Genomic DNA, 16270 nt, shown 5'->3' on the forward strand with positions numbered 1-16270 from the left:
GTTTACTGTATAATACGGCACAACTCTTAAAAAATTTGTGCGACTTTATTTAAAAAAAATCAAAATGAATAGTCTCTTTTCTCCCCTCCAACAGTTTCTAATTACTTGGCTGCTAGTGCTAGTAACGGGATGGTTTACCCTAACTGCTATCAGCTATGTTGGGGAACTGGTCAGCATTTTAGTAACCGCGGGACTCATTGCATTTTTATTAAATTATGCAGTAAAAAGACTGCAAGTATTTTTGCCACGGGGAGTAGCAGCAGGGCTGGTTTATTTAACTGCGGGTGTGATAGTAGTAGTAATTGGTTTAACTATTGTGCCGCCGGTGTTCAACCAAGCGAGCCAGTTGGGGGTGAGGTTGCCGGAATTGCTGGAGTCGGGGCGGCTGCAGCTAGGTGAATTTCAAGCCTGGAGTGCCGATCGCAATTTACCGTTTGACGTGCAAATATTGGAGCAGCAACTGTCAGCTAGAGTCCAGGGACAAGTCCAGGCGATCGCCGGTACGGGTTTAGGCTTAGTTGTAGGTACTGTTAACTGGTTTTTGGACTTAATTTTTATTGTGGTGATTTCCTTTTATATGCTCCTAGACGGGCAAAGAGTGTGGCAGGGTTTGACCAGCATTTTTTCCCCAGACATTCGCTATGTTTTAACAGAGACTTTGCAGCGAAACCTCCAGCGATTCGTATCGGGACAGTTATTGCTGGGACTATTTATGGCCCTCTCGTTGAGTCTGGCTTTTTGGTGGCTGCAAGTTCCGTTTTTTCTGTTGTTTGCGGTATTTATAGGATTGACGGAAATAATTCCGTTTATTGGAGCAACTTTGGGAATTGGCACTGTTAGTATAATTGTAGCGTTTATTGATTGGTGGCTGGCGCTGCAAGTGTTGGTAGTGGCGATCGGTCTCCAGCAAATCAAGGATAATTTAGTAGCTCCCCGAATCATGGGCAATCTCACCGGATTGAGCCCGGTAATTATTTTCACAGCTTTGCTGTTAGGAGGCAGAGTGGGAGGGTTATTAGGAGTTATCCTGGCAATTCCGCTAAGTGGGGTAGTAAAAAGTATAGTAGAAATTGTACTCAATCCCAAATTGCCGCCGCAAACAGGATCGTTTTTCTACAATCCTTTTAGCGGCGAGGAATTGGGAAAAATATCAGAAGAGGAAAGTAGAATAATCTTGGTAGCAGATGAACAAAAGTAGTCTAATTTTTGTAGTAAGTAATTCAGTTATGAAAACTTTTATGATTCAGGAATTAAGTTTTGGCTGCTGAGTCCATTGAAAAAAAACTAAAGTCTCTACAAAGAACTTTAAGAACTTTAGTCTTTACTACGAACCAACTAAAAATCTCAAACCTAAAAAATTATGAAATGGTGGCAAAATCTTAGAAAAAATCCTCTAGCTCGCTTAGGAGCCGTGCTACTGTTAATTTTTTATACAGTCGCACTTTTTGCCGAATTTGTGGCACCTTACGACCCCTATGACTCTCTATTAAACGGTTCATTACTGCCGCCGACTCAGATTTATTTAACCACCCCAGACGGGCGATTTATCGGGCCCCACGTTTATCCGACTACTCAGGGCCCAGTGGAGGCGGATACCGGCGCTCGCGAGGTAATAGTAGACTGGCAAAAACCCTCTGCTGTCGGTTTGTTTGTCAAAGCTTCCCCCTATAAATTTTTAGGAATTTTGCCTTTTGACAGGCACCTGTTTGGTACTACAGGAGAAGGCCAAATTAACATTTTAGGCACCGATGAACAAGCTCGCGATCAATTCAGTCGCTTAGTCCACGGCAGCAGAATTAGCCTCTGCATCGGTTTAGTAGGAATAGCAATTTCTTTCCCATTGGGATTGTTGATCGGAGGCATATCTGGTTATTTCGGTAGTTGGATTGACAGTATCTTAATGCGCTTTGCCGAAGTATTGATGACGATTCCCGGTCTTTATTTATTAGTAGCGCTAGCAGCAGTATTGCCACCGGGATTGACAAGTGCTCAGCGATTTATATTGATTGTGCTGATTACTTCATTTATCAATTGGGCGGGTTTAGCGCGGGTGATTCGCGGTCAGGTACTGTCAATTAAACAACGAGAATTCGTGCAAGCGGCGCGGGCAATGGGCGCCAACCCAATTTATATTATTGTCCGCCACGTGTTGCCGCAAACTGCAACTTACGTAATTATTTCTGCCACTTTGGCGGTTCCGGGTTTTATTGTGGCGGAGTCGGTTTTGAGTTTAATTGGCTTGGGGATTCAACAGCCCGATCCTTCTTGGGGGAATTTACTATCCCTGTCTACTAATGCTTCAATTTTAGTGTTGCAACCTTGGTTGGTTTGGCCTCCGGCAACACTGATTATTTTGACAGTTTTGGCGTTTAATTTATTGGGGGATGGGTTGCGAGATGCTCTCGATCCGAGAAGCATTCAAAGGTAATATCATTTCCGGTTACACTCCTTATGATGTTGACGGTTGACTGTTCACGGTTGACTGTTCACGGCGTCAACAGTCAACCGTCAACAGTCAACTCGAATTTACTATTCCGATGCTAACGGATTTGATATAATTGGGAGTTAGTAATTTATAGTTCCCAGGCTTAGCGGGTGTAACAGTTACGCACCCTAATTTTGCACATTAACTGGCAACCAGATCGTAAAAGTAGAACCAACACCCTGCTGACTTTTCACTGAAATATTGCCGCCCATCATTAGGCAAAAACGCTGGCTGATTGCTAGTCCCAAACCGGTGCCGCCGTACTTGCGCGTCGTAGAAGCGTCTGCTTGGGTAAAGGGTTGGAAAATGTGCTGCAACTGGTCTGGAGTCATCCCAATTCCTGTATCTGTACAATTAACAACTAAAAATTCTTTACTAGCAATTGAAGATTGATAACTTGCCGCAGGTTCAGAAGTGTTTTCTGGTCTCGCTTCGCTGCTGTCGCCCGAAATTTTTTCGCGGCTGGCTGTGAGGGTAATTGTACCGTTTTGAGTGAATTTGGCGGCATTGCTCAGCAAATTCAATAAAATCTGCTGCACTTTGGTAATGTCACCGTGCATAGTGCCGATATTGCTAATTTGGTCTAAGTTTAGAGTGTTACCGTTTTTCTCAATTAGCGGCGCGGCGGTGGAGGCAACTTCTTGAATCAAGGCGGCGATGTCGAAGGTTTCTAAGTAAAGATCCATGCGACCGGCTTCGATTTTAGAAATGTCGAGAATGTCGTTAATTAGCGATAGCAAGTGTCTGCCGGAAGAGCGGATTTTGTCTAAATCGGGGATGAGTTCATCGTAACCCAATTCTGCGGTTTCTTCTTGGAGCATTTCGCTGTAGCCGATGATGGCATTCAGAGGTGTTCGCAGTTCGTGGCTCATGTTTGCTAAAAATGCGCTTTTTGCGGTGGAAGCGGCTTCGGCTGCTTCTAGGGCGAGTTGCAAGGCGGATTCAAAGACTTTGCGATCGCTAATATCCTCGACGCTGCCTTCATAGTAGAGTACCTTGCCGTTGGCGTCGCACACTGCACGCGCGCTTTCGGAAATCCAAATTACGCTGCCATCAACACGGTAAACTTGTGACTCAAACCCCGAAACTTCTCCGAATTCTTGCATCACCCGCATAAACTTGTCGCCCTGCTGAGGATTGACGTAAGCTTGCTGTCTGATGTTTGTGAGATTTGATGTCAATTCTTCGGGAGTGGCGTAGCCGTAGATGCGGGCTAAAGCTGGATTTACGCTCAAGAAACGACCTTCGGGGGTTCTTTGAAAAATTCCTTCGACGGCATTTTCAAAGATGCTACGATATTTTTGTTCTGCTTGACGCAGAGCGATTTGTGTACGATCGCGCTCGCTGGCTTCGATCGCCAATGATACCAAATCTGCCAGGGAAGCAGCAAAATTTTGTTCTTCTAATGTCCAGTTGCGAGGAGTTCCCACTTGTTCGATACAGATGACTCCGACTGTTTGTCCTCCCAGCCGCACCGGCGCATCTAAGGTTGATGTAGTACCCATTTGTGCAAAGTAAGATTCCACAAATTCTCTAGTTCTAACATCTGAGAGAGCGTCATCGGCTGCGATCGTCCGGTATTCTTCCAAAGCTTTAAAATAAGCTGGATAGTCTGCTGCTGTCAGTTCGGCACCTTGGGAATGCTGCTGGTTGCTGCTGCTAAATTGGTCGAGACATTGCAGTTTCGATCGGCTTTCGTCATACAACCACGCTGTGGCTCCTTCTGCATCTAGGGTATGAGTGGCAGCTTCGGTGATTTGCCTCAAAGCTACTTGCAAATCGCCTCGATACAGCGCTTTATTTCTTGCCAATTCTACCAAAACCGTATTTTGTTTGAGCAATTGTTTTTGCCTTTGGCGTCGCGCCGATTCGGCTCGCTTCTGTTCGGTAATGTCGCGGGCTACCACAATGACGGATTCTTCTGAAAGCGGTGAAATGCTGGCGGCGAAACAAACTTCGCGGTCGTCAATGGTTAAATCGTACTCGATGCTGACAGTTTGCTGAGTATCTAAAGCTGCTCGGATGTGCTTGAGAAAATTGTCTGATGTAGCTTGCGGAAACACATCTGTGACTGTTTGGCCAACTAATTCTTCGATTGGTTTGTAGAGCAGAGAAAGATTTGTGGGCGCGATTTTTAAATAGCGACCGCTGGTGTCCACAACTATAATTAATTCATTCATAGCTGCAAACAAAGCCCGCAATTCTGCTTCTGCAGCTTCGAGTTCGGCAGTCCGCTCTGCTACTCGCTGTTCTAAACTAGAGTTGGTTTGTTCGAGGGCAACAAAAGACGATCGCAATTGTCTCGCCATTTGGTTGAAAGACTGAGCTAGAAGGCCGAGTTCTTTGACGCCTTGAACTTCGACTTCGCCGTCTAATTCTGCGGAGGTGAAGTCGGATGATTCCGACATTTTTGTTAAAGCTTTGGAAGCTTCCAGCAATCGGGTAATCGGTTTGACAACCCAGCGAGAGGTAAATATTCCGAGAACGATCGCCAGTACGAAGGCAAAAAAGCACAATAAGATAGTTGTGCGAGTGTTGGCGTTAATTTGCTCCATAAAGTCTGCTTCCGGGATTGCGACTACAATCAGCCAATCGAGGCCGCGGCCGTCTTGCAGGGGAGCAACGGTAATGAATTGACGTTTGCCGTCTATCTCGAAGGTAAACTGTCCTTGGCTGTCAATTTGTTTAAAACTACCAAATCGTTCTTGCAAGTATGTGGAAGCCGATCGAATTAGCAAATTTTTGCTCTGTGTCGCCAACAGCCGTTCTTGTCCGTCTTGGCCGGTGACAAAGGGCAATTCGTCTGTGGAACTGGCGACTATTTTCCCGCTGCGTTCGATCGCAAAAACTTGTCCCGACGGGCTAATTTTGATGCTTTTGAGAAAATCGCTGATTTGAGAAAGAGTCAAGTCAATGGCCAATACCCCCTGCAGGTTTCCTGTCTCATTGTAAATAGGCATCACCGGCGTAATACCGAGAACTGGCGAGGCTGCGAAGACGTAGATGGGAGACCAAGTGGCTTTTCCTGACTGTTTGGCAGCTTTGTACCACGGTCTAGTACGGGGGTCATAGGGGACGGTTTGGATTAGCTCAGTGCGATTTCCTTGGCTATCTAGGCGATAAATTTCGCGGTTTGGAGCGGTTGATTCGTCTCTGATGTATACTAAGTCTTCTGCTTCTCGCTTGAGCAAGAGGAATTTTCCCTGTTCGTCGCCGTAGTAGATAGTTGTATTTCGATCGCTCAGCTTCGTCTGGTTCCACAAATAGCGCTCTAAGTTGGGGAAGTCTTCCGGGTCTAGGTTTCCAGAGGCGATCGCAGCAGTATTCATTTGCAGGAATAAATGAGACACATCCCCAAAACTGCGGAAATTTTCTTTCGTCCTCGCTGCAACTTCCAAGCTTAACCTCGTAGCAAGGTCATTGACAGCTTTCTGGCCGTTGCGAAACGACAGCCATCCAGTCACGCCGACTGCTACGGAGATTTGCACCACCAGCGGTATCAACAAAACTAGGCTCAGTGACATCTTGGGCGAGCTTTTCATCAGACAACTGTTCAGACTTTTCAATAACATCAATATTGTGACACCTACCGGGTTTGCCTATCCTTTGTCGCTTAAAAGAACCCTCGATATAAGTTACAATGTTGTACACACATAGTGAAGTGCGGTAGCCGCCCACTCAAAACTTGGCTGAGGTTTCCACGGCTACTGTAAAAACTTGTAATATTAATCATGCCACTACTTGTGTGAATGTGGCGATCGCTCTGGGGACTCGCGGCCAAAAAGTCACACCAGGTTAGAAAAAATGCAATTTTAGACCCGCGATTCCAACCCTGCTTGTCATCAGTCATTCCCAATTATTTTATTCTTTAATCTAAAATTTAAAATCTCAAATCTAAAACTGTATCAGTTCCTCCGGGTGCGGATGCCCACCTTACCCCTGCTTAATAAAAATTGGATTTTTCTTTTTTCTACAGTGCCCGGACAAATGTAAATTATGTGACAATCGGGTGTTAGAAAATTTGCTATTAATAAGATAATCGACCAAAATCCCGATCGAGCGCTCATAGGATAATTGAAACATCTGCAGTTCATTGGGGGCCGCAAAGTAAAGCGTTTTTGGCTTTTTTGGACGATCGATCTTTTGGCAAAATAATACTTCTGGAGGATGACATGAACTATACATTTGAAATCCTGGGCGTATCTCCAACTTTAACATTTTTTAACCAGCAGCAAGAATTGCTGCAACAACAGCAGCAGTCCGGTGTAGAATACTTGGCAAACCGGAAGTGTACTCTCGATGCGTTTGTGGCATCCGTAGAGACAGTTTCTCCTAACCGCGGCTGGGATGTCGATCGAGTTGTAGACACCGTGATTAGTTTCTGGATGAACAATTCCGATAGCATCCAGTATTGGAGACACAGGCTGCGGGATGCCGGCAGCGAAAACTTGTTAGTAGCCAGAGTAGGCGATATCAAGTCTTTGCAAGCCGCCTTTGAATCGCTGCTGGGCGAATAGAAAAATCGGGAATAGCGAAAAAGTCGATCGACTTTTTCGCAAAAATCAACTCAACTGTCTATTATTCATTCCCAATTCCCCTGATTCGCGACACAGAAGTCGCAGATATAAAATATCTGTTTCTTCCATCCTCCATCATCCACCTGCCATCTGCCTTGAACATCTGCCTAATGACTAATGACTAATGACTAATGACTAATGACTAATGACTAATGACTAATGACTAATTTCTTCACAATTCCCAAATATTATGTCTCGTTCTAAAGCCCTGCAATCTTATATTTTTGTCCGCTTGCTTCTGGCACCGCTAATGTTGTGGACAATCACCACAGCAGTATTTTTATTGTTGCGGGCCACTCCGGGCGACCCCATAGATGCCATTCTCGGCTCACGAGCTCCCGCAGCGGCCAAAGAAGCAATGCGAACTCAACTCGGCCTCGACGCCCCCCTGTGGCAGCAATATCTCAACTACATGAAAGACTTATTCAGTCTGAACTTGGGAACCTCAATCACCACTCGCGGACAAACCGTGTGGCAAATTATCGGAGACTATTTCCCCGCTACAGTGGAATTAGCAGTTTGTAGCATGGCCATAGCTTTAATTGTCGGCATCAGTATCGGTTCCCTAGCAGCATCCCGCCCCAACACTATTTTCGATGCTGCAGGCCGTTTGTTTGGCATTATCACTTACTCGCTGCCGGCTTTTTGGGCCGGCATGGTTTTGCAATTAATTTTCGCGGTGCAGTTGGGATGGTTTCCCCTGGGAACTCGCTTTCCCGTCACATCCCCCGCCCCCGAAGGCTACACAGGACTATACACTATTGACAGTCTCCTGAGCGCTAATCCTGGTCAGTTTTTCACATCTTTGCATTATTTGGCCCTTCCGAGTTTAACGTTGGGAATTCTTTTGAGTGGCATTTTCGAGCGCATTGTCAGGGTGAATCTCAAGCAAACTTTGCAAGCAGATTATGTCGAAGCAGCGAGAGCTAGAGGCATTCCCGAATTGCAGATTTTATGGGCTCACGCTCTGAAAAATGCACTAATTCCGGTGATAACTATCTTAGGATTGACTTTTGCTGCAATGTTGGGCGGTGCTATTTTAACAGAGGTTACTTTTTCTTGGCCGGGGTTGGCAAATCGTCTTTACGAAGCGATTAGCTTGCGGGATTATCCAACTGTTCAAGGTATTGTGGTGTTTTTTGCGGCAATTGTCGTAATTGCCAGCATTGTAATTGATATTTTGAATGCTTACGTTGACCCGCGAATTCGCTACTAAAAATATCAAGGAAGAAGGGCAACGGATATGCGAATGCGTCACTAAGCTGTTGTGCATTTAAATTGTATTTTGAGGGCGGGCAGGATGTCCAACCCGTACTCCCCACAAGAGTGAAAATTTATTTGACAATGCAATTTAAAGGCGGATTAGCTTATCGGCTTTTTCTACCTGTCCTTTCTGCTTGGGCCAGATGTTTTAGCCAGCGGTGGCCCTGTAGAAGCAGTTCTCAAAAAGATCGATCGGCTTTTAGAGTGACGACACTTGGCAGTTTATGGGCAATACTGGAGAAAATAAAATTATACATTTGAGGAAACGCTGATGAGATTATTGCGAACAATCGCCGCTCTATCGGCTGCCTTGACCCCATTGATGGCTGAAGCTGCCTTTAGCCGTCCCATGCCGGGAACAGCCGATTTTCCCAGAGCCTCAAACCCCCAAGTAAATGTGCCGATTTGCTTCATCGAAACTCCAAGCGGCACAACTTTTGATTTAGCCAGTTTGTGCGGCACCAACGCAGATCCCCAAAACACTGCTGCGGGCAATGCTCCTGCAAATAACCGCAATGCAGCCACTCCTCCGCCTCCTCCCCCGAACCCCAACGCCATCACCATCGATGGGGCCGGTACCCCGATAACTACTCCTGCAGGCACGGCAAATCCCAACAATCCCAACAATCTCACTCCGGGGACTTCGCCCGCAGGTACTCCCAATGCTAATCCGGGAACTTCGCCTGCAGCTACTCCCAATGCCAATCCGGGAACTTCACCGAGTACCAATCCCAATAATCTCAATCCGGGAAGTGCGCCCTATATCACTCCCAATAATCCCAGTCTGGGAACTTCGCCGAATACCAATCAGAATAATCTCAATCCGGGAAGTTCGCCGAGTACCAGTCCCAATAATACTGCCTCTCCCACGGGCGGAACTGCTGGCGACAGCAACAGCGATTTAGTTCCCAATCCCAATCTCAATCTTCCGAGAGTGCCGCCGAGTTCCTTTGGCCCTGGAGGTGTGGCACCGACTAGAGATGCGATTGATGGCCCCCGCCAGTAATCGGTGAAGTGTCAGAACTTTCTTCACAGAAACCGGGTTTCTCGGAAACGTTCTCTTTTTCAGGGATATTTCACCCGCGAGAAAGCCGGAATATTTATTTGCCTGCTTAATATAGCTCTTAGGTGCGATCGGCATATTTTGTAGCAGAGTAGCGAAATAGAAGTTAAGCTAAGAACTTGTAGGCGCTATCTGCCAAGCACTCTTTCAAAACTGGACAACCAGGTAGAAGTAGTGATAGATAGCTAGCTTTAATCCGTAACAGGATTAGTTATCAGCACAGGTTAAAATTATTACCAGGCGGGTACTTGCCAGCTCCAAGTTCTCAAGCTAAACCATTAAACAGGCATATTTTTGTTAAGCCAGTGTGGTTTGGAAAGTACCGGCTGATAACATTAGCGAGACAAAATTAACCCGATTATTCGGAGGCTCTTCATGAGCAAAATATTTGTTTTAAATTGTCACAAAATTGCTCTAGAGCCGATCCTCTGCGTTGGCGTAGCCCCCGTAGGGGCGGGATTCGCTAACGCACTTGAGGAGGACATCTAGTGTCAAATTTAGTTCAACGCTTAGAAATAACCGCTCATCCGCAACTAGAAAAATCCCTTGGCTATCGAGGAGATAGTCGCTGGGTAGCTTGGCGCTGGGAACCAGACATCGATCAACTTATTTCCAGCGACGGCAAAACAGTCGGCACTGGCAATAATATGGCTTGGCTGGTGTTTTTGCAGCACAATTTAGTCGATCCTGCAGTACAAGAGTACAACCTCGGCGAGGGCGATCGCTACTGGCTGCTTTTAGACACCGCAACTAGAAATCTCTACGTCGGCGAAGGGAAAACTGTTCAAAGTCTGCTCGAACAGCCGGAAAGTTTAGGTTTATTGGCTTGTCTCGATGGTGGCAATGCCGATCGACAAACTGGTGAAACTTGGCAGCAAACGCTATCTCAACTAACAGCCAAACCAGTTGTTCGCAACCTCACAAATGCCCTTCCTTTCGGTATAGCGGCTGCTTTGATAGGTGCTTTAGGCATCGGCACCGGATTGTGGGTAGTGCCGGCGGTGCAGCAGAAACTAGCCGAAAAAGCAGCTTTTGTTTCCCCAATTAGTTCTGGCGCCAACTGCGGGCTTGGCGGTTCAGACGATTTTTCAGCTTATATCGGTTCGTCAAGCGGAAATAAAGAACTTCATTTAATAGGCGTTTACGAAGCCAATGCGGATCACAAGAACCGAGATTTGTCTAAAAGTGCGTTAGCGAAGCCCTCGGAGAGGATCGAAGTCAAAGTAGAACGCCGAAACAAGCCCATAATTCTCGCACTTTCAGCCTACGAACCGGTGCAATGGAACATTACCGCAGAACCGGGCGCAGTAATCGAAAAAATCATTGTTAACGGATACCACAACCAAACTGTTTCAGGAGTTTCGGGAATTCCAATTGAAGAGCACAGCTACGAAGAAACCGGAGACAATCTCGGCGACTTTATCTACAACTGGGGTGCTAACCCTGACAGTTCCAATACTTCTTCCCTCGTGACTAAATTGGAACAGGGAAACCGCACCAGTTTAACTTCTTTTCAAGGATGCTACAGAGGTAAAAACTTTACTATTAATTGAGATCAGTTAGAGAGGGCAACAAGTTAGACAATTTTCGATTTTCGATTAAGAAATTGGAAATAAGTGATTCGATATGGTTTGGAAAGTTGTTACAGTTCCGTTCTTTTTTTAACTGGTGTTAAAACCTATCCCTCTAAAATCACAAAACCCGCGTCGGCGGGTTTTTTATTGAGAGCTAAACTTATTGGCATCTCTATGGTATGATATCAAATCCGTTAGCATCAAAATAGTAAATTCGAGTTGACTGTTGACTGTGAACAGTCAACAGTCAACAGTCAACAGTCAACATCATTCCGGTGTAACCGGAAATGATATGATATGCCGTGGCGTCATTACCAATTCCCAATTCTCCCAATACTAATAGATTTCTTATGAAATACTGGTACGAAACGCTCGCAGTAGCACAGCGAATTTTAATTGAATTAGGGAGGCGGCGGCGCAGCTTAGTCTTGTGGAGTATTTTTCCAGTTTCTATCTTGGTAATTAACGGTTTAATTTTAAAAGAACGCGCTAATCTCAGCACAGCAAAAGCCTTTGAAGTTGCTGCACCTGCAAGCTTAGTAGGAGCGGCTTTATTTTTTAGCTGTCTGGGTGGTAGCGTAGCAACAGTAGTAGCAGAGCGAGAACAGCATACCCTCAAACGCTTGTTTATTTCCCCGCTGAGCGGCACTTCCTACTTTTTAGGAATTTTCCTGGCTCACAGTTGCATCGGCATCGGTCAGGTAATTTTAGTATACACGATCGCCTCTTGTTTAGGAGCGCAATTTCAAGGCTCTATTTTGTTAGGATGTGCGATTATTCTGCTGAGTATTGTATCTTATGTAGGTGTAGGCTTTATTCTCGGCACCCAGTTTGCGAGGCGCACTGAAGATGTCAACTCGCTAGTAGCTGCTTTCGGCGTTCCTTTGTTGATTTTAGGAGGCGCATTTTTGCCAACTTCGCTGTTTCCCAAAAGTCTGCTGGATCTCGCCCAGTACAATCCAATTTATCACATGAACGAAGCGCTGATGGGCGTGTGGGCTGACGGCAAAGATTTGGCTGATATTGCAGAACACTTCTGGTATTTATTCATATTTTCTATTGCCATGATTGCAGGTGGATGGCTTTCTTACCGCAGGATGCTGAGAGTAGAAAGAAGACTTTAAAACTATCTCATTATGTCGTAATTATTCATCTCTCTCTTCTCTGACTCAGCGCCCTCTGCGCTCTGTGCGGTTTAATCGTTCAGAAACAACCGTAAATATATAATAAAATAATACGGAGAATTCAAGCAGTGCTACAAATAGAAAAGCTAAATAAGTCCTATGGCGACCGTTCAGTGCTTAAAGATTTAACACTGCACATCCAAGCTGGAGAAATTTATGGTTTGCTGGGGCCAAACGGGGCGGGCAAAACTACAACTATCAATATTTTATGTAATTTGCTAAATGCCGACAGTGGCCAAGTTTCTATCAATGGCGAACCTGTTTCTGACTCTACAAAATTGTTAATAGGGGTAGCGCCCCAAGAAAATTTGCTTTACAAAAGCCTTAGCTGCGAAGAAAACCTCAACTTTTTTGCTCAAATTTACGGCTTAGAGCGCAAACAGCGCCGCTATCAAGTAAGACACTGTTTGAAAGCAGTAAATTTGACAGATAGAGCTACCAGCCCTGTGGAAACTTTGAGCGGAGGAATGCAGCGGCGTTTAAATATTGCGGTAGCTTTGGTACACCAGCCTAAATTAGTAATTTTAGATGAACCGACAACGGGTTTAGATATTGAGGCACGCTATGAAATTTGGGAGTTAATTCAGCGATTGCAATCGCAAGGAATTACAATTTTGCTAACAACTCACTTGTTGGATGAAGCTGAGCGGCTGTGTCAGAGAATTGGGATTTTAAAGAATGGCAGTATTGTGGCTGAGGGCAGTTTAGAAGAGTTGCAAAAACTGATTCCTGCTCAAGAAATTATCGTGGTAAAAACCGACGAAGAAGCTGAAGTTATCGCCCGCGCTAAACAATACAGTTTCATCCCCCGTCGCTACGGTAGCGATTTGGCTTTTTGGCTGCCGGAACGTTTAGAATTAAAAGAGATTATTCTGCTGTTCGATGGGATTTCTATTGATTCAATTGCTCGGTATCCGGTGCGGTTAGAACATATTTATGTCGAAGTCACCAAACAAACTGTATCCTAATCTGCGTCCATCCGCGTACATCCGCCACCATCTGCGGTTAAAGTTCCAAAGTAATTAACTGAGCAATTTCTTCAGTCTGAAAACCTAGAGCCATAGGCTTTTGCACTTGGGGAATCACCTGCACATCATAGAGTTCCGTGACAATTCCTTCAAACCGCAACCAGTGAACGATCGCCCCATTCGTCAAATCGATCGCCATCATACCACAGCGAGCCTCAGCTCAAATTTCCCTGTATCTAAATCCACATAACCCAATTCCCCTCTCCCCGAATTCAGCAACCACAACTTGTCTTGATACCAGCGCGGTGAGTGCGGCATTGACAATCCTGTGACGATAATCTCATTAGATTCGATATCAATAACTATACCGCCGTTTTGTCGGCGATCGCGCCAGCCATCCACCACATCCGACTGACTCGACGCTGTGACATATTTTGCTTCCCCCCCACCATTGCCAAACCGTTGAGGTGACAGCGGTCTTCATTTATATATTGTGAGATAAAACCTGGTTTCCAGAGAGGTTTGCAACTGTGGCGATCGCTCAAAGTAACGATACAATTAAACAAAGTGCTAATAAAAAGGATTTGATTATTTTTATCGACAGCGATATCGTGAATGTCGATATCGGAAGCATCCCGGTTTTGCGCTTTTGAGCATCAAACGGATATTGATCCGTTAAGGTAGGCGCACCGAAGCTTAAGCATTTGATTGACATTTTTCATCAACCACTGCGCTCCTGAAATTTTCAACCTTCTATCAATTTGTTTTACTGCCGACTCTACAGCTCCCGAACCGATGGAGCAAACCTTTTGTGTTGACAATTGCCCGTAGTTAACAATTCGTCGGCGACGCTTCTCCAAATAAGCACAAAAGTTCTGGGCTTGTTTTTGACGGCAAGACTTAAATAAATTGATGGTTTCCTCGACTCGTCCTTGCCGCAAAAACTCCTTACCCTGCGCCAGACGCTTCAACGACCCACCGACCTTACATAGATTTTCAACTAAGTGATACCAATCTAAAATTTCCCGCCTCGCCCCGTCAAGATTCAACTGGACAATGATATTCCAAATGCCATCACGGGGCGATCTCCCAAACAGGTTAGTACCTCTGATAAAGGCTGACTGTTCACATAATTAATTAACGCTTGATTCTCAAGAAAAAATGCCCCGTAATAACTGTCGTGCAGTCGCACAGCCTTATAGTCAAGCCAGTGACTGCCCTCTCCCTCTTCTTTTCTCAGACGCACTTTCCCCCCATCCACACTGGTTTCCTTTACCTCCGAAGTAGCTATTCTGGACGCCCATTCTTGCTTTTCCACTAATCGGTGTAAACAAGTGTGACCTATGTGCACTCCCGTCTGGGCTTCTATTTCACTCTCAGCTTTCTCATAAGAGAGATTAGCCACCTGATGGAGGCAGCATTTTTCAAATAATGGAGCTAAACGAGTAGATTTTTTCACTCCCAATTTTTCGGCTTGTTTTTCAGTAATTATTAGTTTACCAATGCAGCTTTTTACTGTGCGAGACCGTCCTGATTCTGTTCCGGTTGCCTGTTTGATAAAAAAACCAACCTCCGGCCCGACTAATTCTAGCCATTGCTCTCGAATATGCTTTTCGATTGTTTCCAGACTTGATAATTCTGAGACCGGAGTATTTGTGTACATAATCTCGGCAATCTCAGCAGCACAAGCTTTTAAACGCTCCTTCTGTTCAGGGGTCATAGCCACTCCTCCTACAAATGCAGTTCACGCTTCTGTTGACGCTCTACCTATTATCCTCTCTGGATAGCACTTTTACAAAATCGGGATGCTCCCATTGACAACTCGATGGATAGCCAAGCATTTGAGGTATTTACCCTTGAAATGTTTAGTGCCACAATTGTGGTCGGGAGCAGTAGTAGTGATGGATAACTTACCAGTGCATAAAGTAGATTCAATTAAGCCAGTAGATTGAAGCAGTGGGTGCTTCTATCTTGTGTTTGTCCCCATACTCTCCTGATTTTAATCCTATTGAATTATGGTGGTCGCAACTCAAATCTTTATTGATCCAGTTTTCACCAACCAGCACTAAAATGGTTGACACCATAATTGCTGTGACTCTTGACTTAATTAATCCGAAACATCTTAAAAACTGGTTTACTAATTGCTGCTACTGTACCTCATGACATCCGGAAGTGCTGTAAAAAAATCCGACCCACATCTGCGGAATGTGGGTTCAAAGGCGGCTACTTTTGGCTGCAATCATTTTTTAGTCTAAACTACAGTTAAAAAAATGGTATAACAATTACCAAAAAAAAGGACACAGCCATGCTGTGTCCTCACCCGTATCTTGTAGGGACACAGCCATGCTGTGTCCCTAACCGTACCCTCGATATCCCGATTAGGATTCTTGCCGTTTAGAACAAGAACAATTCAGTATTACCGGAAATTCCTAAATCGACATTATTGACAGTTGCAAACAAACTGTTACCGCCAACCGTAGAACCGTTGCTATCGTAATACAGTTTAGTAGACAAACCGTCGTAGATAGCCATGATGGACGGGCCGGTTAAAGTTGCTTCGAGCGCAGTTACAGAAACTGTGCTGCTGTAAGCGTAGAAACTCGAAACCAAAGGCCCTGATCCGGTCGTAAAGGCTGCAAACCCAGTGCTGTCGAGGTTAATTACATCATCAGCAATGCTGTAATTGGTAATTAAATCCCCGCCCTCAGCAGTAGTTCCGGTGAACACAAACACATCCGCACCAGCACCGCCGTTGAGAACATTGGTTCCCACACCACCGATTAAAGTGTCATTCCCCTCGCCGCCGTTGAGAGTATCGCTACCCGCGCCGCCGAAGATGCTGTCGTTACCTGCACCGCCGTCGAAAATATCAGCACTCGATCCGCCGTTCAAGATGTCAGCAAACTCAGTACCCGTGACGTTGTTAGAACCAGAACCTCCGGTAAACAAGACAGGAGTGGTGAAGTTGTAACCGCCAACACCTGAACCGAAATTGTTAAAGTCGGTTGGGAAAGTATTCCCAGCAGCAGTTAAATCAGCAACGCTGCCTGAGCTGGTAGTAGTACCAGTATCAGAAGAGGCGATCGTACCTGTAAATACAAAGTCCGCCGTTCCCAGATTGCTAGCAGCAGTACCCAGATTCGCAATCAAGGTAGA

At 45.4% G+C, this 16270-nt stretch carries 13 protein-coding genes and 1 pseudogene; 9 read left to right on the forward strand and 5 right to left on the reverse strand.

Translation table 11 applies throughout. The features are described from left to right. The first annotated feature begins 64 nt into the window (after nucleotides 1–64). On the forward strand, nucleotides 65–1198 hold the full coding sequence (locus QUB37_RS09635) for an AI-2E family transporter (protein WP_333161301.1): 1134 nt from the start codon (nucleotides 65–67) through the stop codon (nucleotides 1196–1198). 162 nt (nucleotides 1199–1360) lie between these two features. Then, complete coding sequence (locus QUB37_RS09640; RefSeq protein ID WP_333161303.1) at nucleotides 1361–2428, forward strand: ABC transporter permease; 1068 nt, start codon at nucleotides 1361–1363, stop codon at nucleotides 2426–2428. 185 nt (nucleotides 2429–2613) lie between these two features. Here the strand turns inward: QUB37_RS09640 and QUB37_RS09645 are convergent, their stop codons facing one another. Continuing rightward, nucleotides 2614–6027 (reverse strand): PAS domain S-box protein, encoded by a 3414-nt coding sequence (locus QUB37_RS09645; RefSeq protein WP_445300013.1) that lies wholly within the window; start codon nucleotides 6025–6027, stop codon nucleotides 2614–2616. A gap of 630 nt (nucleotides 6028–6657) precedes the next feature. Here QUB37_RS09645 and QUB37_RS09650 point away from each other — a divergent pair. From QUB37_RS09650 to QUB37_RS09675, 6 genes are all read left to right on the forward strand, one after another. Then, entirely contained in the window at nucleotides 6658–7002 is a 345-nt protein-coding gene (locus QUB37_RS09650) for a hypothetical protein (RefSeq protein WP_333161307.1), read from the forward strand. Between the two features lie 250 nt (nucleotides 7003–7252). Further along, complete coding sequence (locus QUB37_RS09655; protein ID WP_333161309.1) at nucleotides 7253–8278, forward strand: ABC transporter permease; 1026 nt, start codon at nucleotides 7253–7255, stop codon at nucleotides 8276–8278. 318 nt (nucleotides 8279–8596) lie between these two features. Further along, nucleotides 8597–9331 (forward strand): hypothetical protein, encoded by a 735-nt coding sequence (locus QUB37_RS09660; protein WP_333161311.1) that lies wholly within the window; start codon nucleotides 8597–8599, stop codon nucleotides 9329–9331. A gap of 545 nt (nucleotides 9332–9876) precedes the next feature. Continuing rightward, on the forward strand, nucleotides 9877–10941 hold the full coding sequence (locus tag QUB37_RS09665) for a hypothetical protein (RefSeq protein WP_333161312.1): 1065 nt from the start codon (nucleotides 9877–9879) through the stop codon (nucleotides 10939–10941). A gap of 371 nt (nucleotides 10942–11312) precedes the next feature. Next, complete coding sequence (locus QUB37_RS09670; protein ID WP_333161314.1) at nucleotides 11313–12086, forward strand: ABC transporter permease; 774 nt, start codon at nucleotides 11313–11315, stop codon at nucleotides 12084–12086. A 128-nt stretch (nucleotides 12087–12214) separates the two neighbouring features. Beyond that, complete coding sequence (locus tag QUB37_RS09675; RefSeq protein ID WP_333161316.1) at nucleotides 12215–13114, forward strand: ABC transporter ATP-binding protein; 900 nt, start codon at nucleotides 12215–12217, stop codon at nucleotides 13112–13114. A 37-nt stretch (nucleotides 13115–13151) separates the two neighbouring features. Here QUB37_RS09675 and QUB37_RS29825 read toward each other — a convergent pair whose 3' ends face one another. The 3 genes and pseudogenes from QUB37_RS29825 to QUB37_RS09690 form a co-directional block, all read right to left on the reverse strand. Further along, nucleotides 13152–13316 carry a DUF4915 domain-containing protein gene (locus QUB37_RS29825; RefSeq protein WP_445251290.1) on the reverse strand — a complete coding sequence of 55 codons (165 nt, stop codon included), beginning with the start codon at nucleotides 13314–13316 and terminating at the stop codon, nucleotides 13152–13154. After that, nucleotides 13313–13737, reverse strand: a pseudogene (locus QUB37_RS29830) (DUF4915 domain-containing protein). Before QUB37_RS29830 ends, QUB37_RS29825 begins: the two are co-directional and overlap by 4 nt. A 33-nt stretch (nucleotides 13738–13770) precedes the next feature. Then, a protein-coding gene (locus QUB37_RS09690; protein ID WP_333161318.1) for an ISKra4 family transposase occupies nucleotides 13771–14834 on the reverse strand; the annotation gives its coding sequence in 2 pieces (ribosomal slippage) (nucleotides 13771–14196 and nucleotides 14199–14834; 1062 coding nt in all). Nucleotides 14835–15070: 236 nt separating this feature from the next. On the opposite strand from QUB37_RS09690, the gene QUB37_RS29835 reads away from it, so the two are divergent. Further along, nucleotides 15071–15277, forward strand: coding sequence for a hypothetical protein (locus QUB37_RS29835; RefSeq protein WP_445300014.1), 207 nt, complete (start codon nucleotides 15071–15073; stop codon nucleotides 15275–15277). 231 nt (nucleotides 15278–15508) lie between these two features. On the opposite strand, the gene QUB37_RS09695 is transcribed toward QUB37_RS29835, so the two are convergent. Then, nucleotides 15509–16270: calcium-binding protein (locus QUB37_RS09695; protein ID WP_333161320.1), on the reverse strand; the 762-nt coding region annotated here is incomplete at its 5' end.

Origin of the sequence: Microcoleus sp. AT3-A2, from assembly GCF_036705685.1 — a bacterium.
Classification (GTDB): Bacteria; Cyanobacteriota; Cyanobacteriia; order Cyanobacteriales; family Microcoleaceae; genus Microcoleus.

Excerpts from the sequence above, each read along its gene's own strand:
- QUB37_RS09655 (WP_333161309.1), top strand. The coding sequence starts at position 7,253 with ATGTCTCGTTCTAAAGCCCTGCAATCTTATATTTTTGTCCGCTTGCTT.
- QUB37_RS09660 (WP_333161311.1), top strand. The coding sequence starts at position 8,597 with ATGAGATTATTGCGAACAATCGCCGCTCTATCGGCTGCCTTGACCCCA.
- QUB37_RS09645 (WP_445300013.1), bottom strand. The coding sequence starts at position 6,027 with ATGAAAAGCTCGCCCAAGATGTCACTGAGCCTAGTTTTGTTGATACCG.
- QUB37_RS09635 (WP_333161301.1), top strand. The coding sequence starts at position 65 with ATGAATAGTCTCTTTTCTCCCCTCCAACAGTTTCTAATTACTTGGCTG.
- QUB37_RS09670 (WP_333161314.1), top strand. The coding sequence starts at position 11,313 with ATGAAATACTGGTACGAAACGCTCGCAGTAGCACAGCGAATTTTAATT.
- QUB37_RS09640 (WP_333161303.1), top strand. The coding sequence starts at position 1,361 with ATGAAATGGTGGCAAAATCTTAGAAAAAATCCTCTAGCTCGCTTAGGA.
- QUB37_RS09650 (WP_333161307.1), top strand. The coding sequence starts at position 6,658 with ATGAACTATACATTTGAAATCCTGGGCGTATCTCCAACTTTAACATTT.
- QUB37_RS29825 (WP_445251290.1), bottom strand. The coding sequence starts at position 13,316 with ATGATGGCGATCGATTTGACGAATGGGGCGATCGTTCACTGGTTGCGG.